General features: G+C 61.6%; 24 protein-coding genes and 1 pseudogene. 18 read left to right on the top strand and 7 right to left on the bottom strand.

The genetic code is table 11. The features are described 5' to 3' along the window. Positions 1-11 precede the first annotated feature (11 nt). The 11 genes and pseudogenes from urtB (at position 12) to ureC (ending at position 8767) form a co-directional block, all read left to right on the top strand. Positions 12-1514 carry an urea ABC transporter permease subunit UrtB gene (gene urtB / locus INT12_RS27030; RefSeq protein ID WP_017849695.1) on the top strand — a complete coding sequence of 501 codons (1503 nt, stop codon included), beginning with the start codon at positions 12-14 and terminating at the stop codon, positions 1512-1514. Next, positions 1514-2593, top strand: coding sequence for an urea ABC transporter permease subunit UrtC (urtC, locus tag INT12_RS27025; protein ID WP_017849696.1), 1080 nt, complete (start codon positions 1514-1516; stop codon positions 2591-2593). The genes urtB and urtC overlap by 1 nt, the downstream gene beginning before the upstream one ends. Then, the gene (urtD, locus tag INT12_RS27020; RefSeq protein ID WP_046485662.1) at positions 2590-3438 is read left to right on the top strand and encodes an urea ABC transporter ATP-binding protein UrtD; all 849 of its coding nucleotides are present in this window, start codon (positions 2590-2592) and stop codon (positions 3436-3438) included. The genes urtC and urtD overlap by 4 nt, the downstream gene beginning before the upstream one ends. A 24-nt stretch (positions 3439-3462) precedes the next feature. Further along, positions 3463-3549 (top strand): annotated as a pseudogene (locus INT12_RS31485) (outer membrane lipoprotein carrier protein LolA); the annotation flags it as partial. A 22-nt stretch (positions 3550-3571) separates the two neighbouring features. Further along, positions 3572-4270, top strand: a complete 699-nt coding sequence (gene urtE / locus INT12_RS27015) for an urea ABC transporter ATP-binding subunit UrtE (RefSeq protein WP_017849698.1) — start codon at positions 3572-3574, stop codon at positions 4268-4270. Positions 4271-4300: 30 nt separating this feature from the next. Continuing rightward, positions 4301-5140, top strand: coding sequence for an urease accessory protein UreD (locus INT12_RS27010; protein ID WP_193041042.1), 840 nt, complete (start codon positions 4301-4303; stop codon positions 5138-5140). 147 nt (positions 5141-5287) lie between these two features. Next, positions 5288-5590, top strand: coding sequence for an urease subunit gamma (locus INT12_RS27005; RefSeq protein WP_010213535.1), 303 nt, complete (start codon positions 5288-5290; stop codon positions 5588-5590). A gap of 9 nt (positions 5591-5599) precedes the next feature. Then, positions 5600-6112: a GNAT family N-acetyltransferase gene (locus tag INT12_RS27000; protein WP_193041037.1), complete on the top strand. Its 513-nt coding sequence runs from the start codon at positions 5600-5602 to the stop codon at positions 6110-6112. Between the two features lie 5 nt (positions 6113-6117). Further along, entirely contained in the window at positions 6118-6651 is a 534-nt protein-coding gene (locus INT12_RS26995) for a GNAT family N-acetyltransferase (RefSeq protein ID WP_017849701.1), read from the top strand. Continuing rightward, positions 6648-6953, top strand: coding sequence for an urease subunit beta (locus tag INT12_RS26990; RefSeq protein WP_017849702.1), 306 nt, complete (start codon positions 6648-6650; stop codon positions 6951-6953). Before INT12_RS26995 ends, INT12_RS26990 begins: the two co-directional genes overlap by 4 nt. Before the next feature lie 113 nt (positions 6954-7066). Then, entirely contained in the window at positions 7067-8767 is a 1701-nt protein-coding gene (gene ureC, locus INT12_RS26985; protein ID WP_193041036.1) for an urease subunit alpha, read from the top strand. A gap of 154 nt (positions 8768-8921) precedes the next feature. On the opposite strand, the gene INT12_RS26980 is transcribed toward ureC, so the two are convergent. Next, complete coding sequence (locus tag INT12_RS26980) at positions 8922-9866, bottom strand: DnaJ C-terminal domain-containing protein (protein WP_017849704.1); 945 nt, start codon at positions 9864-9866, stop codon at positions 8922-8924. Positions 9867-10154: 288 nt separating this feature from the next. Here INT12_RS26980 and INT12_RS26975 point away from each other — a divergent pair, with 288 nt between their 5' ends. Next, the gene (locus tag INT12_RS26975) at positions 10155-11423 is read left to right on the top strand and encodes an Hsp70 family protein (RefSeq protein ID WP_017849705.1); all 1269 of its coding nucleotides are present in this window, start codon (positions 10155-10157) and stop codon (positions 11421-11423) included. Positions 11424-11564: 141 nt separating this feature from the next. Here the strand turns inward: INT12_RS26975 and INT12_RS26970 are convergent, their stop codons facing one another. Both INT12_RS26970 and INT12_RS26965 read right to left on the bottom strand, forming a co-directional pair. Further along, positions 11565-12578 (bottom strand): AI-2E family transporter, encoded by a 1014-nt coding sequence (locus INT12_RS26970; protein WP_017849706.1) that lies wholly within the window; start codon positions 12576-12578, stop codon positions 11565-11567. 173 nt (positions 12579-12751) lie between these two features. Next, positions 12752-13051 carry a PsiF family protein gene (locus tag INT12_RS26965; RefSeq protein ID WP_017849707.1) on the bottom strand — a complete coding sequence of 100 codons (300 nt, stop codon included), beginning with the start codon at positions 13049-13051 and terminating at the stop codon, positions 12752-12754. Between the two features lie 144 nt (positions 13052-13195). Between INT12_RS26965 and INT12_RS26960 the strand changes: the two genes are divergently transcribed. Continuing rightward, positions 13196-14083: a DMT family transporter gene (locus tag INT12_RS26960; RefSeq protein ID WP_193059093.1), complete on the top strand. Its 888-nt coding sequence runs from the start codon at positions 13196-13198 to the stop codon at positions 14081-14083. A gap of 112 nt (positions 14084-14195) precedes the next feature. Here INT12_RS26960 and INT12_RS26955 read toward each other — a convergent pair whose 3' ends face one another. Continuing rightward, positions 14196-15086: an esterase/lipase family protein gene (locus INT12_RS26955; protein ID WP_193041062.1), complete on the bottom strand. Its 891-nt coding sequence runs from the start codon at positions 15084-15086 to the stop codon at positions 14196-14198. Positions 15087-15262: 176 nt separating this feature from the next. Between INT12_RS26955 and INT12_RS26950 the strand changes: the two genes are divergently transcribed. The 3 genes from INT12_RS26950 (at position 15263) to INT12_RS26940 (ending at position 16992) form a co-directional block, all read left to right on the top strand. Next, positions 15263-15793: a ferritin-like domain-containing protein gene (locus INT12_RS26950; protein WP_193041061.1), complete on the top strand. Its 531-nt coding sequence runs from the start codon at positions 15263-15265 to the stop codon at positions 15791-15793. Between the two features lie 426 nt (positions 15794-16219). Continuing rightward, the gene (locus INT12_RS26945) at positions 16220-16513 is read left to right on the top strand and encodes a DUF1778 domain-containing protein (RefSeq protein WP_046487348.1); all 294 of its coding nucleotides are present in this window, start codon (positions 16220-16222) and stop codon (positions 16511-16513) included. Continuing rightward, complete coding sequence (locus tag INT12_RS26940; protein ID WP_046487345.1) at positions 16504-16992, top strand: GNAT family N-acetyltransferase; 489 nt, start codon at positions 16504-16506, stop codon at positions 16990-16992. The genes INT12_RS26945 and INT12_RS26940 overlap by 10 nt, the downstream gene beginning before the upstream one ends. 99 nt (positions 16993-17091) lie before the next feature. Here the strand turns inward: INT12_RS26940 and INT12_RS26935 are convergent, their stop codons facing one another. The 3 genes from INT12_RS26935 to INT12_RS26925 form a co-directional block, all read right to left on the bottom strand. Further along, the gene (locus INT12_RS26935) at positions 17092-17448 is read right to left on the bottom strand and encodes a hypothetical protein (protein WP_193041060.1); all 357 of its coding nucleotides are present in this window, start codon (positions 17446-17448) and stop codon (positions 17092-17094) included. Further along, positions 17445-18425: a hypothetical protein gene (locus INT12_RS26930; protein WP_193041059.1), complete on the bottom strand. Its 981-nt coding sequence runs from the start codon at positions 18423-18425 to the stop codon at positions 17445-17447. The genes INT12_RS26935 and INT12_RS26930 overlap by 4 nt, the downstream gene beginning before the upstream one ends. A 181-nt stretch (positions 18426-18606) precedes the next feature. Next, positions 18607-20676, bottom strand: coding sequence for an AsmA family protein (locus tag INT12_RS26925; protein ID WP_193041058.1), 2070 nt, complete (start codon positions 20674-20676; stop codon positions 18607-18609). A gap of 358 nt (positions 20677-21034) precedes the next feature. Between INT12_RS26925 and INT12_RS26920 the strand changes: the two genes are divergently transcribed. Together INT12_RS26920 and INT12_RS26915 are read left to right on the top strand one after the other, a co-directional pair. Then, positions 21035-21406: a hypothetical protein gene (locus INT12_RS26920; RefSeq protein ID WP_017849714.1), complete on the top strand. Its 372-nt coding sequence runs from the start codon at positions 21035-21037 to the stop codon at positions 21404-21406. Between the two features lie 160 nt (positions 21407-21566). Next, positions 21567-22150 (top strand): TetR family transcriptional regulator (locus INT12_RS26915; RefSeq protein WP_193059092.1); only part of this gene is annotated, 584 nt, incomplete at its 3' end.

Here is a 22150-nt window from a genome sequence, read left to right as displayed (position 1 = left end):
GACATATTGTTATGCCCACTGCCCTCTACCGCTTGATCCTCACGGCCTTGCTGTTGCTGCCTGTTGGCGCACACGCCGGCGACGCCGAAGACTTCCTCGCCGCCAACCCGACGCAACAAGCCAAACTGCTGCAGGACTGGGCCGCCCAGCCCGACCCGGCGCGCATCGAGCTGGTGGACGCGCTGCAACAAGGCCAACTGACGGTCAACGGTGAAACCAAGACCGTGCGCCTGAACAACCGCCTGCGCGGTCTGATCGACAACGTACAGGCCAGCCTGCAACTGCTCGCCGCCGACCCCAAGGTACGCCTGGCCGCCGCGCAGACCCTGCAAAAAACCGCACAACCGGCGCAGCTCAAGTTCCTCGACCAGCGTGTCGCCGCCGAAACCGTCGAGGAGGTACACAGCGCCCTCAGCCTGGCCCTGGCCAACCTGCAACTGGTGGACAGCGACCCGCTGGTGCGTTTGGCCGCCGTGCGTCTGCTCGGCAGCACCGGCGACCCGCTGGCGCGCACACGCCTGGAAACCCTGCTCGCCCCCGGCGTGGAAACCGACGCCGCCGTGCATACCGCCGCCGAGACCAGCCTGGCCCAGGTCAAGCGCAAACTGATGCTGGGCGAACTGCTCGGCCAGGCCTTCAGCGGCATGTCCCTGGGCTCGATCCTGCTGCTCGCGGCCCTGGGCCTGGCGATCACGTTCGGCCTGCTGGGCGTGATCAACATGGCCCACGGCGAGATGCTGATGCTCGGCGCTTATTCCACCTATGTGGTGCAGTTGCTGATGCAGCGCTACGTGCCGCACGCCATCGAGTTCTACCCGCTGATCGCACTGCCGGTGGCGTTTTTCGTCACCGCCGCCATCGGCATGGCCCTGGAGCGCACGGTGATTCGTCACCTGTACGGCCGCCCCCTGGAAACCCTGCTCGCCACCTGGGGCATCAGCCTGATGCTGATCCAACTGGTGCGCCTGGTGTTCGGCGCGCAGAACGTCGAAGTGGCCAACCCCGCCTGGCTGTCCGGCGGCATTCAAGTGCTGCCCAACCTGGTGTTGCCGTACAACCGCATCGTGATCATCGCCTTCGCCCTGTGCGTGGTGGTGCTGACGTGGCTGCTGCTCAACAAGACGCGCCTGGGCCTCAACGTGCGCGCCGTCACCCAGAACCGCAACATGGCCGCCTGCTGCGGCGTGCCCACCGGGCGCGTGGACATGCTCGCCTTTGGCCTGGGCTCCGGCATCGCAGGGCTGGGCGGTGTGGCGCTGAGCCAGATCGGCAACGTCGGCCCCGACCTGGGCCAAAGCTACATCATCGATTCCTTCCTGGTCGTGGTGCTCGGCGGTGTCGGCCAATTGGCCGGTAGCGTGATGGCCGCGTTCGGCCTGGGGATCGCCAACAAGATCCTCGAACCACAGATCGGCGCCGTGCTCGGCAAGATCCTGATCCTTGCGCTGATCATTCTGTTTATCCAGAAACGCCCGCAAGGCCTCTTCGCACTGAAAGGACGGGTGATCGACTGATGAACCAGCCATTGATGCTCACGGCCACGCAAAAGGCCGGCCCCAAGCTGACGATTGCCGTCGGCGCGCTGATCCTCGGCGTGCTGCTGGCGCTGCCGCTGCTGTCGCTGCTGCCAGCGGACAACGCGCTGCATGTCTCGGCCTACACCCTGACGCTGGTGGGCAAGATCCTCTGCTACGCCATCGTCGCCCTCGCGCTCGACCTGGTGTGGGGTTACGCCGGGATGCTGTCCCTCGGCCACGGCCTGTTCTTCGCCCTCGGCGGTTATGCCATGGGCATGTACCTGATGCGCCAGGCCTCCGGCGACGAGTTGCCGGCGTTCATGACCTTTTTGTCGTGGACCGAATTGCCCTGGTACTGGGTCGGCACCGAGCACTTCCTCTGGGCGCTGTGCCTGGTGGTACTGGCGCCGGGGTTGCTGGCGCTGGTGTTCGGCTTCTTCGCCTTCCGCTCGCGGATCAAGGGCGTGTATTTCTCGATCATGACCCAGGCGCTGACCTTCGCCGGGATGCTGTTGTTCTTTCGCAACGAGACCGGCTTCGGCGGCAATAACGGCTTCACCAACTTCCGCAGCATCCTCGGCTTCGGCATCACCGAACCGGGCACGCGCGCGGTGTTGTTTGCCGCCACCGTGCTGTTGCTGGTGAGCAGCCTGTACATCGGCTGGCGCCTGGCCCGCAGCAAGTTCGGCCGGGTACTGACTGCCCTGCGCGATGCCGAGAACCGCCTGATGTTCTGCGGCTACGACCCGCGTGGTTTCAAGCTGTTCGTGTGGGTGTTGAGCGCGGTGCTGTGCGGCCTGGCGGGGGCGTTGTACGTGCCGCAGGTGGGCATCATCAACCCCAGCGAAATGTCACCGACCAATTCCATCGAAGCCGCTGTGTGGGTGGCCCTGGGTGGGCGCGGCACCTTGATCGGGCCGCTGCTCGGCGCCGGGGTGGTCAACGGCATGAAGAGCTGGTTCACCGTGGCGTTCCCGGAGTACTGGCTGTTCTTCCTGGGGGCGTTGTTCATCATCGTCACCCTGTATTTGCCCAAGGGTGTGATCGGCCTGTTGAAGAAACGGGGTGAACAATGAGAGTGACTGCGACGGCGGAATTTATGCTCGAACCTATTCTCGACACCGGCAACGGCCGCGATGCGATCGGCATCGGCCAGGCCGCCGGCACGGGCCTCGATACGCGCCACGGCACGATCCTGACCCTGGAAGACATCAGCGTCAGCTTCGACGGTTTCAAGGCACTCAACGCCTTGAACCTCTACATCGGCGTCGGCGAACTGCGCTGCATCATCGGCCCCAACGGCGCCGGCAAAACCACGCTGATGGACGTGATCACCGGCAAGACCCGGCCCAGCCACGGCAACGCCTGGTTCGGCGAAACCCTCGACCTGACTGCGATGAGCGAAGTGCAGATCGCCCAGGCCGGCATTGGCCGCAAGTTCCAGAAACCCACGGTGTTCGAAGCCTTGAGCGTGTTCGAAAACCTGGAGCTGGCGCAGAAGACCGACAAGTCGGTGTGGGCCAGCCTGCGCGCACGCCTGAGCGGGGAACAGAAGGACCGCATCGATGAAGTGCTCGACACCATCCGCCTCACCGCCTCGGTGCATCGCCCGGCCGGCCTGCTGTCCCACGGCCAGAAACAGTTCCTGGAAATCGGCATGCTGCTGATGCAAGACCCGCAACTGTTGCTGCTCGACGAACCGGTGGCGGGCATGACCGACGCCGAAACCGAATTCACCGCCGAACTGTTCAAGCGCCTGGCGGGCAAGCACTCGCTGATGGTGGTGGAGCACGACATGGGGTTTGTCGGTTCGATTGCCGACCATGTGACCGTGTTGCACCAGGGCAGCGTGCTGGCCGAAGGGTCGCTGGAACAGGTGCAGGAAAACGAGCGCGTGATCGAGGTATACCTCGGGCGCTGAGTTCGCTTTTTTGTAGGAGCGAGCTTGCTCGCGAAAATCGTTAACGATAACGCGGGCAGCCTGAATGCACGCGGCGCCCTCAGGTTTTTCGCGAGCAAGCTCGCTCCTACAGGGAATTGAGGAGGTTTTGAGAATGCTGCAAGTCGACAAGTTGCACCAATACTATGGCGGTAGCCACATCCTGCGCGGGCTTTCATTCGAGGTGCAGGTCGGCGAAGTCACCTGCCTGCTCGGCCGTAACGGCGTGGGCAAGACCACCTTGCTCAAGTGCCTGATGGGCCTGCTGCCCGCCAAAGAGGGCGCGGTGAACTGGGAAGGCAAGGCCATCACCGGTTTCAAGCCACACCAGCGCGTTCACGCCGGGATCGCCTACGTGCCCCAGGGCCGCGAGATTTTCGGGCGGCTGACCGTGGAAGAAAACCTGCTGATGGGCCTGTCGCGCTTTCCCGGCGCCGAGGCCAGGGAAGTGCCGGGGTTTATCTACGAACTGTTCCCGGTGCTGCTGCAAATGAAGCACCGCCGCGGGGGCGATTTGTCCGGCGGCCAGCAACAACAACTGGCGATCGGCCGCGCCCTGGCCAGTCGGCCGCGCCTGTTGATTCTCGATGAGCCGACCGAAGGCATCCAGCCGTCGGTGATCAAGGAGATCGCGGCGGTGATCAAGAAGCTCGCGGCCCGTGGCGACATGGCGATCCTGTTGGTGGAGCAGTTCTACGACTTTGCCGCCGAACTGGCCGACCAATACCTGGTGATGTCACGCGGGGAAATCGTCCAGCAAGGCCGTGGCGAAAATATGGAACGCGACGGTGTGCGCGGTCTCGTAACCATCTAATCTGTAGCGTCCTAACGATAAGCACACGCCATGAACCTGCCCGTTTCCACTGCCCTGTTCACCCCCAGCTGGCACGCCGAGCTGGAACTCGGCTACGCGCGTTTCGGCGCCACCACGCGCCCGGTGATGCGCCGCCACCTCGGCCCGCTGCGCGTGCAGAAACACCTGTACGCCGAAGGCCCCGAGGTGTGCCAGCACATCATCGTGCATCCGCCCGGTGGCATAGCCGGCGGCGACCGCCTGGACATCCGCGCCCACGTCGCCGCGGGCGCCTGGGCGCAATTGACCAGCCCTGGCGCGGCCAAGTGGTACCGCGCCAGCGGCCCGGCGTTTCAGCAACTGGAGCTGAGCGTCGAGGCCGGCGCCACCCTGGAATGGCTGCCTCAGGAAACCATCGTGTTCAGCGCCGCCCAGGCCGAACTCAGCACACGCATCGCGCTGCACGGCGATGCGCGGCTGTTGTACTGGGACGTGGTCGCCCTCGGCCGCCCGGCCAGCGGCGAGCGCTTCGACCTCGGGCACTTTCAATCGCACCTGGATATCCGCCGCGACGGCCAGTTGCTCTGGCACGAACGCCAGCGCATTGTGGGCGCCGATGGCTTGCTCGACTCACCGATCGGCCTGGACGGACAACCGGTATTCGCCACCTTGTTGCTGACCGGTGATATCGAGCCTGAATTACTCGAACACTGCCGCTCGCTGCCCCACGCGGTGCGCGGCGACCTGACCCAACTGCCCGGCTTGCTGGTCGCCCGCTGCCTGGCCAACGAGGCGCTGCTGGCGCGGGGTTGGTTGATTGATTTATGGAAATTGTTACGCCCGGCAGTACTTGGCCGAGAGGCCGTGGCACCCCGAATCTGGAGCACATGAAGATCAAAATGTGGGAGGGGGCTTGCCCCCGATGGCGGTGGGTCAGTTACAGATGCATTGCCTGACACTCTGCTATCGGGGGCAAGCCCCCTCCCACACTTGATCTCCATTGTATTTAAGAATGCATTTTATGAAGGACCTTGAACCATGGACCTGACCCCACGGGAAAAAGACAAACTGCTGATCTTCACCGCCGGCCTCGTCGCCGAACGGCGCCTGGCGCGCGGCGTGAAGCTCAACTACCCGGAAACCATCGCCTACATCTCCGCCGCGCTGATGGAAGGCGCCCGCGACGGCCGTACCGTGGCCGACCTGATGCACTTTGGCACCACCCTGCTCAGCCGCGAGCAGGTGATGGAAGGCATCCCGGAGATGATCCCGGATATCCAGGTGGAAGCCACCTTCCCCGATGGCACCAAACTGGTGACCGTCCACCAACCCATCGCGTGAGGCCCAGCCATGATTCGTGATGCAACCGAGCAAGACCTGCCAGCGATCCGCGACATCTACAACGACGCGGTGCTGAACACCACGGCGATCTGGAACGAGCAACTGGTGGACCTGGCGAACCGCCAGGCCTGGTTCACTGCGCGCCAGGCGCAGCGCTACCCGATTCTGGTCGCCGTCGACAACGACGAAGTGACGGGCTACGCCTCGTTCGGCGACTGGCGCCCCTTCGAAGGCTATCGCTACAGCGTCGAGCACTCGGTCTACGTGCGCAACGATCAACGCGGCAAAGGCCTCGGCCCACGCCTGATGCAAACCCTGATCGAACGCGCGCGCGCCGGCGGTAAACACGTGATGGTCGCCGCCATTGAAAGCAGCAACCAGGCCTCGCTCCGCCTGCACGAACGCCTGGGTTTCATGACCACCGGGCAGATGCCGCAAGTGGGCATCAAATTCGGCCGCTGGCTCGACCTGACCTTTATGCAACTGACCTTGAATCCGGGCGCCGAACCGCCCCAGGAGTGAGATCGATGAACGCCGCGCAACTGCGTCGAGTCAATGCTGAAAGTTTTGCCCACTATCGCCAGGGCTTGATCGAGCTGTTGCTGGACGCGGTCAGGCACGGCGCGTCGATCGGCTTCATGGCCGACTTCGATGAAGCCCAGGCGCGCGCGTATTTGCACGGTGTGCAAGCGAGCATCGAAGACGCCAGCCTGTTGCTGTGGGTGGTGGTGCGCGATGAGCGCGTGATCGCCAGCGTGCAACTGGCGCTGTGCCAGAAAGCCAACGGTCTGAACCGCGCCGAAGTGCAAAAACTGCTGGTCCACAGCAGCGCCCGCCGCCACGGCCTGGGCCACCAGTTGATGCACGCCCTGGAACTCGCCGCGCGCCAACACAAGCGCGGCCTGCTGTACCTGGACACCGAAGCCGGCTCCGAGGCCGAAGCCTTCTACCAGGCGCTGCGCTACACCAAGGTCGGTGAACTGCCCGATTACTGCCAAAGCCCGGACGGGCGCTACAGCCCGACCGCCATCTACTACAAGACCCTGGGGCAACCTGCATGATTCCTGGTGAATTTCAGATCCAGCCTGGCGACATCGAACTCAACGTCGGCCGCCGCACCGTCAGCCTGAGCGTGGCCAACAGCGGCGACCGGCCGATCCAGGTGGGCTCGCACTATCACTTTTTCGAGACCAATGACGCGCTGACCTTCGACCGTGCATTGAGCCGCGGCATGCGCCTGAATATCCCGGCGGGCACCGCGGTGCGGTTTGAGCCGGGGCAGAGCCGTGAGGTCGAGTTGGTCGACTTCGGCGGTGGGCGGCGGGTGTTTGGGTTTGCCGGGCGGATTATGGGCGACCTTTAGGGCCTCATCGGGGGCAAGCCCCCTCCCACAGTTGGAACGCATTCCCATGTGGGAGGGGGCTTGCCCCCGATAGCGATTTCACATTCAACACATTTTTCTCAGGGCTCACACACATGAAAATCAGCCGCCAAGCCTACGCCGACATGTACGGCCCCACCGTCGGCGACAAGGTCCGCCTGGCCGACACCGAGTTGTTCGTCGAAGTGGAGCAGGACTTCACCGTCTATGGCGAAGAGGTCAAATTCGGCGGCGGCAAGGTCATCCGCGATGGCCAGGGCCAGAGCCAATTGCTCGCCCATGAAGTGGTCGACACGTTGATCACCAACGCGCTGATCATCGACCACTGGGGCATCGTCAAGGCCGACGTCGGCCTCAAGAACGGTCGCATCCACGCCATCGGCAAGGCCGGCAACCCGGACATCCAGCCCGGCGTGACCATGGCCATCGGCGCCAGCACCGAAGTGATCGCCGGTGAAGGCATGATCCTCACCGCCGGCGGCATCGACAGCCACGTGCATTTCATCTGCCCGCAGCAGATCGAAGAAGCGCTGACCAGCGGCGTCACCACCCTGATCGGCGGCGGCACCGGCCCGGCCACCGGCACCAACGCGACCACCTGCACCTCCGGCCCGTGGCACCTGGCGCGCATGCTGCAGGCCAGCGACTCGTTCCCGATGAACATCGGTTTCACCGGCAAGGGCAACGCCAGCCTGCCGGAGCCGCTGATCGAACAGGTCAAGGCCGGCGCCATCGGTTTGAAGCTGCATGAAGACTGGGGCAGCACGCCCGCGAGCATCGACAACTGCCTGAGCGTCGCCGACCAATACGACGTGCAGGTGGCGATCCACAGCGACACCCTCAACGAGTCCGGCTTCGTCGAAACAACGCTGGCCGCGCTCAAGGGCCGCACCATCCACACCTACCACACCGAAGGCGCCGGCGGCGGCCATGCACCGGACATCATCAAGGCCTGCGGTTTCCCCAACGTGCTGCCCAGCTCGACCAACCCGACGCGGCCGTTCACGCGCAACACCATCGACGAGCACCTGGACATGTTGATGGTCTGCCATCACCTCGACCCGAGCATCGCCGAAGACGTGGCCTTCGCCGAAAGCCGCATCCGCCGCGAGACCATCGCCGCCGAAGACATCCTGCACGACCTCGGCGCGTTCTCGATGATCAGCTCCGACAGCCAGGCCATGGGCCGCGTCGGCGAAGTGATCACGCGCACCTGGCAAACCGCCGACAAGATGAAAAAACAGCGCGGCGCCCTGCCCGGCGACGGCCCTGGCAACGACAACTTCCGGGCCAAGCGCTACATCGCCAAGTACACCATCAACCCGGCGATCACCCACGGCATCAGCCATATCGTCGGCTCCATCGAAGTCGGCAAATGGGCTGATCTGGTGCTGTGGCGGCCGGCGTTCTTCGGCATCAAGCCGACGCTGATCCTCAAGGGCGGCGCGATTGCCTCAAGCCTGATGGGCGATGCCAACGCCTCGATTCCCACGCCGCAGCCGGTCCACTACCGGCCGATGTTCGCCAGCTTCGGCAGCGCCCTGCACGCCACCAGCCTGACCTTTATCAGCCAGGCCGCCGCGGACGCCGGCTTGCCGCAAGCCTTGGGCCTGAAGAAGCAGATCGCAGTGGTCAAGGGCTGCCGCGACGTGCAGAAAACCGACCTGATCCACAACGACTACCTGCCGCACATCGAGGTGGACCCGCAGACCTATCAGGTCAAGGCCGACGGCGTGTTGCTGTGGTGTGAGCCGGCGGATGTGCTGCCGATGGCGCAGCGCTACTTTCTGTTCTGACGCGCCCTACGCCACGCTGGCGCGGCGCCCTATCGCCGGGAGGGAGTGGGGCTTGAGCGTGGGCCATGAATAGCGCCTCATTGTATAAATGAGCAGCTTATTCATGGCCCCCACGGGCCTGGGCCGAACTCTGCAAGACCGCCGCCCTGGCGGGTCAGGCGTTCCAGCCTTTGCGCGGATCGAAGGCGGCGCTGTCGGCCAGCGCCTTCCACAACCCGAGCACCTCCTCGGTGGCTTCTTTGGGCATCACCACTTTGAGCTGGATGAACAGGTAACCGCGCTGGCCACTCTTGTTCAGCAGGCCATGGCCCTTGGCGCGCATGCGCTGGCCGTTCTGGCTGCCGGCCGGGACCTTGAGGTTGATCTTGCCGGTCAGGGTCGGCACCGCGACTTCGGTGCCCAACGCCAGCTCCCACGGTGCCACCGGTACGGTGATCACCAGGTTTTCGCCTTCGACCTCGAACTTGGGGTGCGGCGCAAACTTGACGATCAGGTACAGATCACCATTGGCCCCGCCGCCAACGCCCGGCGCGCCCTGGCCCTTGAGGCGGATGCGCTCGCCGTCGGTCACCCCGGCAGGGATCTTCACGTTCAGGCTCTTGGTGGTGTTGCTGACATGCCGGCCCGAGGCGTCGTATTGCGGCACCTGGAAGCTGATCTGCTTGGACTCGGTCGACAGCGTCTCCTCAAGAAACACCGACAGTTGCATCTCCACATCCTGGCCCTTGCGCCCGGTACTGCGGCGCTGACCGCCGCCGAACGCATCGCCGCGCCCGCCGAAGATCGAACTGAAGAAGTCCGAGAAGTCGCCCGTGTCCTGGCCGCCGCCATAGCCGCCACGGCTCTGCCAGCCCGGTGGGCCCTGGAACGGCTGGCCATGCTGGCCGTATTTGCGCAGCTCGTCGTACTCGGCACGCTTGTCGGCACTTTTCAGCGCTTCATAGGCTTCGGACGCGTCCTTGAACTTGGCTTCGGCGTCTTTTTCCTTGCTCACGTCCGGGTGATATTTGCGCGCCAGCTTGCGATAGGCGGCCTTGATTGCCTTGTCGTCCGCTGTCGGCTCCACGCCAAGGATCTTGTAATAGTCTTTAAAGTCCATCTGGGGGGTCACCCTCCGTCATCGATATCGCACAGCCAAGGGCACAGCATGCGCCGGTTTGCAGCGTTTGGATTGACTGAACTCAATCCCAAGCCGATGGATGCGTCTAAGTAGTTTATCGGCACCGCACGAATAACCTTGCAGCCGCCGACCGTATGCTGGACAAGTTGGGGGCAAACCCCGCTCTTTCAAGGCGCGCCGCCGGCTATTTAACAGATCGTCGGCCTACGCATCTGCACGCGGGTGGCATACACTGCGCGGCCGTTTTTCAACCGGAACCCGATAGACATGAAAAACCCATCCCCAGCCCGTGCCTGCGGCATCGACTTCGGCACGTCCAACTCCACCGTCGGCTGGATTCGCCCCGGCATGGAAACGCTTATTGCGCTGGAGGACGACAAAATCACCTTGCCGTCGGTGGTGTTCTTCAACTTCGAGGAGCGCCGCCCGGTCTACGGTCGCCTGGCGCTGCACGAATACCTGGAGAACTACGAAGGCCGGCTGATGCGCTCGCTCAAGAGCCTGCTGGGTTCCAAGCTGATCAAGCACGACACCAGCGTGCTGGGCACTGCGATGCCGTTCACCGACTTGCTCGCGCTGTTTATCGGCCAACTCAAGAGCCGCGCCGAAGCCACCGCCGGCCGCGAGTTCGAAGAAGTGGTACTGGGCCGCCCGGTGTTTTTCGTCGATGACGACCCGATGGCCGACCAGGAAGCCGAGAACACCTTGGTCGACGTGGCGCGCAAGATCGGCTTCAAGGACATCTCGTTCCAGTACGAACCGATTGCCGCGGCCTTCGACTACGAGTCCACCATCGAAAAAGAAGAGCTGGTGCTGATTGTCGACATCGGCGGCGGTACCTCGGACTTCTCGCTGGTGCGCCTGTCGCCGGACCGTCGCCACAACGACAACCGCCACGACGACATCCTCGCCACCGGCGGCGTACACATCGGCGGTACCGACTTCGACAAACAACTCTCGCTGGCCGGCATGATGCCGCTGTTCGGCTACGGCAGCCGCATGAAAAGCGGCGCGTACATGCCCACCAGCCATCACATGAACCTGGCCACCTGGCACACCATCAACTCGGTGTACTCGCAAAAATCCCAGTTGGCCCTGGGCAGCATGCGCTATGACATCGAAGACACCGGCGGCATCGACCGCCTGTTCAAGCTGATCGAACAGCGGGCCGGGCACTGGTTGGCGATGGAAGTCGAAGAAACCAAGATCCAGCTGACCCACGAAGACAGCCGCCATGTGCTGCTCGACCGGGTTGAGCCGGGCTTGAGCGTAGACCTGAGCCGCACGTTGTTCGAGTCGGCCATCGACGGGCTGCTGGAGCGCGTGCGCAACAGCGTCACCCAATTGCTCAGCGACGCGTCGGTGGATGTGGCGCAGGTGGACACGGTGTTCTTTACCGGCGGTTCCAGCGGCATTCCGGCGCTGCGCCACAGCATCTCGGCGATGCTGCCGAATGCGCGGCATGTGGAAGGGAATATCTTCGGCAGTATCGGCAGCGGGTTGGCGATCGAGGCCAGCAAGCGTTACGGCAGCTGATACCGTCGCACTGCCCCCCCTGTAGGAGCGAGCTCGCTCGCGAAAAACCCAAGAGCACCGCGCGCCGTCAGACAGCCCGCGTTATCGTTGGCGTCCTTCGCGAGCAAGCTCGCTCCTACAGCAGAGCAGTGTGCTCCCTCCTCAGACCATCCCGCCGAGCTTCAGCTCACTCTTCAGGTACGCATAGTAAATCGGCCCCGCCACCACGCCCGGCAGGCCGAACGCGGCTTCGAATACCAGCATCGCCAACAACAATTCCCACGACTTGGCACTGATCTGCCCGCCGACGATGCGCGCGTTGAGGAAGTACTCGACCTTGTGGATCACGATCAAATACCCCAGCGCCGCCACCGCGACCCAGATCGACAGCGACAGCGCGACGATGGTGATCAGGGTGTTGGACATCAGGTTGCCGATCACCGGCAGCAGGCCGAGCAGGAAGGTCAGCACGATCAGGGTCTTGGTCAGCGGCAGGTGAATCCCGCACAGCGGCAGCACCACGGCGAGGAACACGGCGGTAAACACGGTGTTGAGGGCGGCGATCTTGATTTGTGCGAAGACGATGTTGCGAAACGCCTGGACCAACAGGTGCAGACGATCGAACAGCACGGCAGCCAGGGGTTTGCGCTTGGTCAGGTCGGGGATGCGCTGCAGCGCCATGATCGCGCCGAGCACCATGCCGATCAGCAGGGTGACGAACATGTGGGCGGCATCTTTGCCCACCAATTGCAGATCGCTGAGGTGTTTGCTGGTCCAGTCGCCGATGGCCACCCGGAATTCAGCGGCGCTGGCGGGCAGGTAAGCGTCGAGGAACGGAGGCAGTTGGCCGCGCGCGCGGTCGACCACGCCCATGAATTTGTCGAGGGAGGCCCCGGGGTTTTCCGCTTCGTGGAGCAGGAAGCTGATGGCGCCGGCAAAGATCAGGGTCAACACGCTGACGATCAGGGTGCCGAGCAAGGCCACGGCCAGCCAGCGCGCACGCCGACCTTCGATCAGCCGTTGCAGTTGAGGGGTAAGCATGTTGACCAGTTCAAATACCAACAGCCCGGCCAGCAGGCTGGGCAGCAACTTCAACGGCAGAACCAGCAGTAACCCGCCGAAAATGATGATGTAACTGGCCAGCAATAACACGTGACGCTGAGAAAACGTTGGCATACAGCCTCAAAACGAACGGCGTTAAAGGATGGGCAGTCTGCCAGCCTTGGGGGAATCAAGCGAGTGGATCGGTAGTCAATGCGATCAAGCGTGGGAGCGGGCTGGCCCTTCAGGTGGACCGGGGGGCCCAGCCAGCCGCCCACATTTGATCTTCAGCGAGCGCGAACGCGCGATCAGCCTTTGAGACAGGTGCTCATGAACGTCTTGCGCGCATCGCCGGTCAGCGCCTTGGTTTTCGCCGACGCATTGCAATCTTTCATCTTCTGCTGCTGCGGGGTCAGCGTCTTCGCATCATTGGCGGCGGGCGCCGACAGGCAGGTTTTCATGAACGCTTTGCGCTCGTCGCCTTTGAGCGTCTTGGTGGTGGCCTCGGCATTGCAGGTGGTCATTTTATTTTGCTGGGCGGTAGCGGCAAAGCCTTGGGAACACAGCAGCAGGCCCATCATCAACAACGGAATTCGCAGCATCTTCATGGAGTTTTCTCCCTGTTACCGCGCCGGAGGGCGCGGCCTACCGAGGAGTGTAGCCAAACCTTGTAACATCTTCACCGACTACGGATGTTCGCCCGGCGGTACTGCGCCATACTCCCGTCTCACCAACACCTTGGGTTGTTTTCAATGCAATACGCATATCCCCTGCTGGCCATTTTCATCTGGGCCGGCAACACCGTGGTCAACAAACTGGCCGTGGGTTCGATCTTCCCCGCTGAAATCGGCTTCTACCGCTGGTTGCTCGCGGCGCTGCTGTTTACCCCGTTCATGCTCAAGCCGGTGATTGCCCAGTGGTCGATCATCCGCCCGAACCTGGGCAAGATTTTTATCCTCGGCGTGCTGGGCATGGCGGTGTATCAAAGCCTGGCCTATTACGCCGCGTCGCTGACCAGCGCCACCAACATGGGCATCATCCTGTCGCTGATGCCATTGATGGCGTTGACGGCGGCGATCATCAGCCTCGGCCAACGCCTGACCTTCGGCGCGCTGAGCGGCGCGGTGCTGTCGTTCGCTGGCGTGGCGGTGGTGGTGTCGTCCGGCAGCCTGGGCACGCTGCTGCAACACGGGGTCAACCTGGGCGACGCGATGATGCTGGTCGCCACCCTGGCCTACGCGGTCTACAGCACCTTGCTGAAAAAATGGCAGCTGCGCCTGCCGCCGTCGGTGTTGCTGTATCTGCAGGTGCTGGTGGCCGTGGTGGTGCTGTTTCCGCTGTTTCTGTACTCGGCAAAAGCCGGGTTGGGCTGGGCGAATATTCCGTTGGTGCTGTACGCCTGCCTGTTGGCCTCAATGCTCGCACCATTGGCCTGGATGCACTCGGTGAAAACCCTGGGGCCGAGCCGCACCACGTTGTTTTTCAACCTGCTGCCGCTGATTACCGCGCTGATCGCGGCGCTGGTGTTGAAGGAAGCGTTGGCGCTGTATCACCTGGTGGGCGGGCTGCTGACGTTGGGCGGGGTGATTTTGTCGGAGCGCTGGACTACGCCGGTCGGGCGTAAGCTGGGCGTTGCCTGAGCTATCGCTATCGGGGGCAAGCCCCCTCCCACATTGGACCGCGTTCGCCCTGGCGCCTCGGTCAACTGTGGGAGGGGGCTTGCCCGCGATGAACGATAACGCGGTGCATCCGCTACACCCCAGCCGCCTTGAGCCTCTGCGCATGCTCGACGAACAAGCGGATCGGCTCCGCGCCTTTGCCCACCAGCCCCAGCGACTGGTTGACGATATCGAAATGGTCGAGGGCGTAGTCATCGCCGATCACCGTGCCCAGGTGTGAACTGTAGCGCCCGACCATGCCATCGCAGTGGCCTTTCTCGCGCACGAAGCTGCGGGCGAACAAGCGGCAACTGCGATTCGTGCCATCGAGCAGGTTGCGCCCGCGATCGGTCTTACCCGGCTGCAAGGTGCCGGACCACGAGTAATAGCGCACACCATTGACCTCTGCGGCGCCCTGCCCGCCCCATGTCGGCGGCAATCCCTGGGGATACTCACGATTGAACACCGCCACGCCGGCGCTGGTCAGCGACTGGTGCGAGGCGTGCAGGTCGGCCTTGAAGCGCGGGCCTCGGTAGCCGGTCTCCAGCAGGCTCATGACGGCGGCGACCAGATGAAACAGCGCGCTGACCATCCGGCCTTTGACGCTGCCCCGGGGGTAATGGGTGTGGAAATAATCCGCCAGCTCCGAACCGTGGTTGGGGCCGGCCACCGACGTCACCGAGGCGATCCACTGCGGACATTTGGCGGCGGCATAGCGCGCAGTGAGCGAGCCCTGGCTGTGGCCGATCAGGTTGACCTTGTCGGCACCGGTTTCGCGGCGAATCCGCTCGACCTGCGCGAGCAACTGCTCGCCACGCACCTCGCTGGAATCGAGCGGCGCCACCTGCACCGCAAACACCTGCGCCCCACCGGCCCGCAACGCCGGGACGATGCCGTACCAGTAGGGAAACAATCCCAAGCGCACAAACCCCAGCATGCCCGGCACCAGCACCAAGGGGTAACGCGTGACTAACGACTGCGACATGAAGCGAACGTCCTTGATCAAGAAAGGATGAGCGCAGGCTAACCCAATCCGGCGACGGGCTGATGACATCTGCTGGCAAATCCAATAAAACTTTTTGCCCCGCCCACGACTCACAACTTGGAGCGATCACGCCGACAGAGCGTGCCGTAAAACCGGATTAGCCCCAGGAGGTTGAGATGACTGCAGCAAACCTGACTGACGTTGCGACCCTGCGCCAACGCGCCCGCCAGAACGTCGAAAACGGCGCCGTGACCGAAGGCTACGACGCCGACCGCGAAGAGATTATTCGCCTGCTCAATGCCTCGCTGGCCACCGAACTGGTCTGCGTGCTGCGCTACAAGCGTCACTACTTCATGGCCAGCGGCGTGAAGGCGCAGATCGCCGCTGCAGAATTCCTCGAACATGCGACCCAGGAAGCCGAACACGCCGACAAACTCGCCGAACGTATCGTGCAGTTGGGCGGCGAGCCGGAATTCAACCCGGACCTGCTGTCGAAGAACGCCCATGCGCAATACGTGGCCGGCAACAATTTGAAGGAAATGGTCTACGAAGACCTCGTCGCCGAGCGGATTGCGGTCGACAGCTACCGTGAAATCATCCAGTACATCGGTGACAAAGACCCGACCACCCGCCGCCTGTTCGAAGAAATCCTGGCTCAGGAAGAAGAGCATGCGGATGACATGGCGGATATTCTCGAAAGTCTGTAAATGGCTGCGCCGAAAAAGGGGAAGCGGGTTAGCCAGCTTCCCCTTTTGATCGTCAGTTCGTCAGAAACCATGACAGGGCCATCCCCGCGAGCAGGTAGGGAACGACTATTCCTGACATCAGCGTCCCTCCTTCAGCAGCATCGTCGCGTATTCCTGAGCGGGAGTGATGGGACTGACGCGCGTATAGCTATAAGATACACACGTGTAGACATTAGCTACACGACGCGATAGCATGCTCCCTGAGGCCACCATCATGGCCTCAACTATCAAACGTTAGATCTCCCAAACGACAGATCACATTAAGCGAATCACTGAGACATCTCAAAGGTATCCCCCCATGCAAAACACTAAGCAGAAGTTTGGCGCACTAACGCGATAAGGAGGCCTCCACGCAAAAACGTAACCATTCCAAGGTGGGACAGAACCATGACTGCAATCATTGAAAGCATTGAAAAATCCAAGCCCGTTCCAATCAACATGAGAGCGGACGAAAAAAAACGGAACCTGATCGATTTGGCAGCGGCAATGTCCGGTCGCGATCGAACCAGCTTTATCTTGGAGGCTGCTTGTCAAAAAGCAGAAGAGGTCATCCTGGAAAAGCGCCTGTTCCTTCTCGACGACGTTGCATTTGACGCATTTGAACAGGCCATGGACGCCAACCCGATCCGAGGTAACAAGTGCCTACAACAACTTCTAGAAAGACCCAAACGGTGGAGCTAAAAGCCCCAGAAAGGCTGAACGATGAACACTCCCTGGATCAGTTCGATTCGGGTGAACAGTCGATCAACGATTACCTGCACAGGCAGGCGCGTAAGGCTCAAGCGGCCAAACAGGCCGTTGTTTACGTCGTCTGTCGCAAGGACACCGCTATCGTCATGGGTTACTACACCCTGTCGAGCGGTTCCATCGCACGCGAGAGCGTCGTTCCGAAAAGCCATCAACGCAACTCACCTAGCGTGCATCCAGTGACACTGCTGGGGCGCATGGGGATTACTCAAGAAGCTCAAGGCCAGGGTTATGCCATCGACCTGCTGCAGGATGCAGTTGAACGGGCAATCAGCGCCTCCAATACGATTGGGTCGAGCGCAATGATTGTTCACCCGCTGAACGAACGCCTGTCGAGCTTCTATACCAAGTACGCAGGATTTATACCGTGTCCGGGACTTTCGCCGATTACGTTGATGTTGCCGCTTCGGTAGCCCCGTCCGACGTAACGCCAAACCCGCTATAGCTCTCGCGATAGCGGGTTATTGTGGGGGCAGGTTAGCCAACTTCCTCTTTTTTTCCTGATATGACCGTCAGGTAGTCAGTAGCCATGACAGGACCATTCCAGTGATGGAAAACAGTGTGAGCAGGAAGGGCATGACCATCCAGAGTTTGAGTCTTATGGGAATAGCTTTCACATCTTCAACGAGTACTAAACGTCTCCATTGAAAAGCCACGGGCATAAGAATAACAAGGGCGACAGCGAAGAGTCTCTTCATCCTCCCCTCAAACAATCCGGCTTTGAACATGTGCTTGAACATCACTATAAATGTGCTGAACCGCAAATAGCTCTCGGCCTCTTCCAGCTTTGTATACATAGCATAAAAAGATATAGGGAAACTCAGCATCATAATAACCCCCGAGACTATCCCCATGGACTCAAGCGTCATTGATTAGCCCCCGAAACTTCATAAAGGCGAGTGCCAGCGTGTTCCCCAATTTCGCTTCCTAGCGCACCCAAGGCTAAACCACCAGCGGCACCGGCAACAATTGCGCAGCCCAGGGCGCCTACCCCGCCGGTGGGTATGCCAAAGACGAGTGCACACGCGAAAACTCCGAGTGCAGCCCCGATCTCTCCACCTGCCGCTGCACCACTAATCCCGAACGCCAGCTTCCCTCCCTCCACAAACTTCGCCCGCGTACATTCCCGCTCCCGCCCGATGGAGCACGCCTCCGTTATCTCCAGCGCAGTCACTCCGACATCCAGCGCGATACCAATATAAGTGCCTTTCTTCAACATCTGCGAAGCCTTGGCGATACGCTTGACGGTCTCTTCATATTTGCGAATTTCCCCGTGATGCCAATAGCTTTTAGTGGAAATGCCCAACATTTTTTTGATCGAACCTTCATTCTTCAAGCCCGTGCCAAGACGTGCCATACCAGAAAGTTGAATCTCCAGTTTTGCAAACAGCGCTCTGCGCTTAACCAGAAACTCATCCCTTGCCCCCATGGTGCCCTTCCTCAGGTACTGCTTATGTAAATCGTCGATTTCCATGAGGGTCTTCTCGATTGCCGCAAGGTGCTTACTCCAGGCACTGCTGGCAGCCCCGATGCCAATCGAGGTATGGGCCATGATGGTCTGTAACAGATCGTAATTCTTAATCAAAGACTGATCAGCGGCAGAGTGCGCCATCAAGTCATGTTTCACGTTTCGTGCGGAGAGCATCAGCCGTGCTTCTTCAGCCGTGCAAGAGGCTGTTCGGCTGTCCCCGATGATTACCAGTTGCCCAGGTAATACCACGGTGTTGCGGATATGTTGGTTAAGGGTGTCGAACTTCGTTTGCGCATGAGGACTGAGTGACAGGCTTAGTTTGAGCAGTGGATAAAGCTGCGGTCGATCATTGATAAAAACGTAGGGTCCCTGCATCGCGTCCACCTCCAAGTGACTATGACCGCCGACTATAAGAAGGCGCCGCAGGAGGTATAAGGGGAATCAGGGGCGGATTTGCTGTTTCAGAAATGAACTACGCAAGACCAGGAGCACACTTACAGCTCCGCCATCAAAAAGGCGCCCCTCTAGAGGCGCCCTTTCTTACGACTGTGCCGAATCAACCTTTCACGGTCTTCGGCGCCTTGCCTTCCTTCATCTGCTGCAACAACGGCGCGCACTGATTGGGCACGTCGCCGCTCGGCGCGACCAGTGCCAGCAACCCGGCAGCCGGGCCGGCGATCACGCCCAGCGCGACCATGCCGGCGCCACGCAGTGCCAGGGGGATGGCTTTCACGCCGGCATTCGGTTTGATGAACGGACCGTTCACATACAGCGGTGAGCGCAGCGAGAACAGGCGGAAGCCTTTCGATTCCGGGGTGATGGTCAGGTCGAGCTGCTCCGAGGCCATGTTCGCCGTGCCATCGATATAGACGATGGCGTTCTCGGTATCGAACACAAACAAGCGCGTGGTCGCGAGCCCGGTCTTGATGCCGAAGTCGGCCGCCGCGCAGTTGATCTTCACTTCCTTGTCGCCAAACAGGCGCCCGACGACGTAGTTGCCTACGTTGAGCCCGACGATTTCCATCAGGCCCCGGCTGATGGCGCCGTCGTTGATCAGCATCTTCAGATCACCGTTGGCCGAGCCCAGCAACGCCGCCACCGAGTTGCCACGCCCGGCAATATCGGCATCGCCGTTGAGTTCGCCAAAGCTGGTTTTCATCGGCTCGAAGGTCGGGAACAACTGTTTGAGCTTGAAGTTGCGCGCGGTCAATTTGGCGCGGCCTTCCATCGGCTTGATGCGCCCGTTCAGGCGGATCTGTGCATCGAGCTTGCCGCCGGCCACGCCGAACCGCAGGGGTTGCAGGCTCAGTTCGCCATCCGTCAGCACCAAGTGCGTATAGAGGTCGGTGAAGGGCAAGTCGGTGCTGTGGACGATGCGTTTGCCGGTGAATTCCACGTCGGCATCCATGTCACGCCAGCGCTCGGTGCGGAACGCTTCCACCGGCAGCACTTTGGTCGCCGGTTGCTTGCCCATCCCGCCACGGGCTTTTTGCTTGGCGTTGGAGTCGGCACCGATCAAGGGCGCAAGGTCAGCCATCAGCAGTTGGTTGGACACCAGCGTGCCGCTGAGTTTGGGCCGCGGCTGGCTGGCGACGTAGGCCAGGTTGCCGTGGATGTCGCTGTCGCCGATCTTGCCGTTGAAGTTGTCGTAGCGGAACGTCGCGCCGCTGGCTTGATGCAGTTGCGCGATCAGGCGCCCATCGGTGGAATAGGCCGGCGAGTCCGGCAGGGTGACGCCGGTCAGCGGGTACAGGTTGCCCAGGCTGGCGCCGGCGAGTTTCAGGCGCAGGTCCAGGGCACCGAGGTTGAGCGGGTCGGTCAGGGTGCCGGCCACGGCGATGCGGGTGTCGGCGACGCTCACCTGGGCTTGCAGCGGAAACGGCTTGGCCGCGTCCTGCAAGGCGAGCAGGCCGCCGATCTTGCCGCTGCCGTCGAGTGTCTGCCCGTGGTAGCGACCTTTGACCTTGAGGCCGAACGCATAGTCCTGGGGGGCCGCGCCTTTTTCCAAGAGCTTTTTGGCATCCGCATCGCCGACGATTTCGCTAAACGGAATGGGTTTGCCCAGCGGGTCGATGATCACGTCCAGTTGGGTTTTGAGGGTCTGGTCGTCGAGGGTCACGTGGCCCTTGTCGAAGCCGATGGCACCGATGTCCACCACCCAGGCGGAGGGTTCGGCGTTAGGGTCCTTGGGATCGAATGTGAACACCCAGTTGGCGCGCCCATCAGCCAGGCGCTGCAACTCGGCGCTCGGTTCGACGAGGTCGATACGCGGGATCACCACGCGTTGCACCAGCAAGGCCAATGGCGAGATACGCAGCTCCACACGCTTGAGCGTGACCATCTGCGGGGTTTTCGACCAGTCGGGGTTGCCCAGGCTCAGGTCTTCGGCAATGACATGGGGCCAGGGCACCCAGGCGCGCCAGCCGCCCTCGTCCAGTTCACGGCGCCACACCACCGCCAGGTTGCCATTGATGGCGAACGGGCGATGCAGTTCTTCGGAAACCTTGGCATTGAGCGGCGGTTTGATGCGGTTCCAGTCGAAGAACAGCAAAAACAACACCACCACGGCGATTGATAGAACGATGCTGGCGCAGCACCAAGCGACGATTTTACGAGTGCGCGTCATTGCACAGAGCTCCTGAATACGACTGGCTGAGTCACAGCCCTTGAGACAGCTTATACAGCTAGGACTGGCAAACCCTCCCGGGGTTTAACCCAATCAACGTTTTGCCGGAAAAAACCCATTTTTCTGACCACTTCGACAGATTTATCCCACGCCAGCGCACCATTGTTACCCCGGCACGTGTCGAAAATACCCAGCACGGTGCAAAACCGCGGGCTTGAGAGGCTCGACTTAGAGCCTCCCATGGGAACAATCAATTCCGTTGATTATTACCATTGGGTTTATGAACTTTTATATCGACTTATCGAGAGTAGCATTAGCCACGTACCCACTTAATCGCCCTCCCAAGGAGCAACCGATCATGAAACGCCAAGTACTCGCTACCGTGCTGCTGTCCGTCCTGGCATCCAGTGCCTTTGCCCTGCCGGCCGCTGAACAAGCGATCCCACAAGTCAAAGCCGATGCCGTTCAATTCAGCCAAACCCTCGCCCGTAGCGGGTCGCAAGAACAAGAGAACCGTGACTACGCCAAAGGCGCCGTTGCTGAAAATGGTTCGGAACAAGCCAACAAACGCGCTTACACCGAAGGCGTGACCGAAAACGGCCACAACCGCCTGGAAGAAAAAGGCCTGGTTGAAGGTGGTGCTGAACACGCCAACAAACGTGCCTATACAGAAGGTGTTGCTGAAGGCGGTGCCGACCGTCTGCAAGACCTGCATCAAGCTCAGAGCTAAGCCTGTGGTGGCCCGGAAAAAAGCCCGATCCCTGGATCGGGCTTTTGACTTTCTGCACAACGTGTCACGTATCCACGCCGCAATGCCCTGCCAAGTTCGACGTCTATGAAGCGGTTTTGCTAGAGTGCGTCGCTGTACTTGCCGACAAAGCCCGCCCGCCATGCTGCCCCGTGCCGAACAGAAGCAACAGACCCGCCTCGCTCTGATGGACGCTGCCCGCCATCTGATGGAGTGTGGCCGCGGGTTCGGCAGCCTGAGCCTGCGGGAGGTGGCCAAGACAGCCGGGATCGTGCCCACCGGGTTCTATCGTCACTTTGCCGACATGGACCAACTGGGCCTGGTGCTGGTCAGCGAAGTCGGCCAGACCTTCCGTGCCACGATCCGCCTGGTGCGCCACAACGAATTCATGATGGGCGGCATTATCGATGCGTCCGTGCGGATCTTCCTCGATGTGGTCGCGGCCAATCGCTCGCAATTCCTGTTCCTGGCCCGCGAACAGTACGGTGGCTGCCTGGCTGTGCGCCAAGCCATCGGCGCGCTGCGCGAAGACATCACCAGTGACCTGGCCGCCGACCTGACCCTGATGCCCAAGCTCCAGCACCTGGACGCCGACGGCCTGCACGTGATGGCCGACCTGATCGTCAAAAGTGTGTTCGCCACCCTGCCCGACATCATCGACCCGCCCGCCCACGCGCTGCCCGCCCACCTCACGCCCCAGGCGAAAATCACCCAACAGTTGCGCTT

This window comes from Pseudomonas sp. K8 (assembly GCF_014889455.1).
Lineage (GTDB): Bacteria > Pseudomonadota > Gammaproteobacteria > Pseudomonadales > Pseudomonadaceae > Aquipseudomonas > Aquipseudomonas veronii.
The sequence above is the reverse complement of the archived record's forward strand: the minus strand, read 5'-3'. Positions and strand labels throughout refer to the sequence as shown.

Bases quoted from the DNA above. Each gene is read 5' to 3' on its own strand.
- urtB (WP_017849695.1), top strand. From the start codon at position 12: ATGCCCACTGCCCTCTACCGCTTGATCCTCACGGCCTTGCTGTTGCTG.
- urtC (WP_017849696.1), top strand. From the start codon at position 1,514: ATGAACCAGCCATTGATGCTCACGGCCACGCAAAAGGCCGGCCCCAAG.
- urtD (WP_046485662.1), top strand. From the start codon at position 2,590: ATGAGAGTGACTGCGACGGCGGAATTTATGCTCGAACCTATTCTCGAC.
- urtE (WP_017849698.1), top strand. From the start codon at position 3,572: ATGCTGCAAGTCGACAAGTTGCACCAATACTATGGCGGTAGCCACATC.
- INT12_RS27010 (WP_193041042.1), top strand. From the start codon at position 4,301: ATGAACCTGCCCGTTTCCACTGCCCTGTTCACCCCCAGCTGGCACGCC.
- INT12_RS27005 (WP_010213535.1), top strand. From the start codon at position 5,288: ATGGACCTGACCCCACGGGAAAAAGACAAACTGCTGATCTTCACCGCC.
- INT12_RS27000 (WP_193041037.1), top strand. From the start codon at position 5,600: ATGATTCGTGATGCAACCGAGCAAGACCTGCCAGCGATCCGCGACATC.
- INT12_RS26995 (WP_017849701.1), top strand. From the start codon at position 6,118: ATGAACGCCGCGCAACTGCGTCGAGTCAATGCTGAAAGTTTTGCCCAC.
- INT12_RS26990 (WP_017849702.1), top strand. From the start codon at position 6,648: ATGATTCCTGGTGAATTTCAGATCCAGCCTGGCGACATCGAACTCAAC.
- ureC (WP_193041036.1), top strand. From the start codon at position 7,067: ATGAAAATCAGCCGCCAAGCCTACGCCGACATGTACGGCCCCACCGTC.
- INT12_RS26980 (WP_017849704.1), bottom strand. From the start codon at position 9,866: ATGGACTTTAAAGACTATTACAAGATCCTTGGCGTGGAGCCGACAGCG.
- INT12_RS26975 (WP_017849705.1), top strand. From the start codon at position 10,155: ATGAAAAACCCATCCCCAGCCCGTGCCTGCGGCATCGACTTCGGCACG.
- INT12_RS26970 (WP_017849706.1), bottom strand. From the start codon at position 12,578: ATGCCAACGTTTTCTCAGCGTCACGTGTTATTGCTGGCCAGTTACATC.
- INT12_RS26965 (WP_017849707.1), bottom strand. From the start codon at position 13,051: ATGAAGATGCTGCGAATTCCGTTGTTGATGATGGGCCTGCTGCTGTGT.
- INT12_RS26960 (WP_193059093.1), top strand. From the start codon at position 13,196: ATGCAATACGCATATCCCCTGCTGGCCATTTTCATCTGGGCCGGCAAC.
- INT12_RS26955 (WP_193041062.1), bottom strand. From the start codon at position 15,086: ATGTCGCAGTCGTTAGTCACGCGTTACCCCTTGGTGCTGGTGCCGGGC.
- INT12_RS26950 (WP_193041061.1), top strand. From the start codon at position 15,263: ATGACTGCAGCAAACCTGACTGACGTTGCGACCCTGCGCCAACGCGCC.
- INT12_RS26945 (WP_046487348.1), top strand. From the start codon at position 16,220: ATGACTGCAATCATTGAAAGCATTGAAAAATCCAAGCCCGTTCCAATC.
- INT12_RS26935 (WP_193041060.1), bottom strand. From the start codon at position 17,448: ATGACGCTTGAGTCCATGGGGATAGTCTCGGGGGTTATTATGATGCTG.
- INT12_RS26930 (WP_193041059.1), bottom strand. From the start codon at position 18,425: ATGCAGGGACCCTACGTTTTTATCAATGATCGACCGCAGCTTTATCCA.
- INT12_RS26925 (WP_193041058.1), bottom strand. From the start codon at position 20,676: ATGACGCGCACTCGTAAAATCGTCGCTTGGTGCTGCGCCAGCATCGTT.
- INT12_RS26920 (WP_017849714.1), top strand. From the start codon at position 21,035: ATGAAACGCCAAGTACTCGCTACCGTGCTGCTGTCCGTCCTGGCATCC.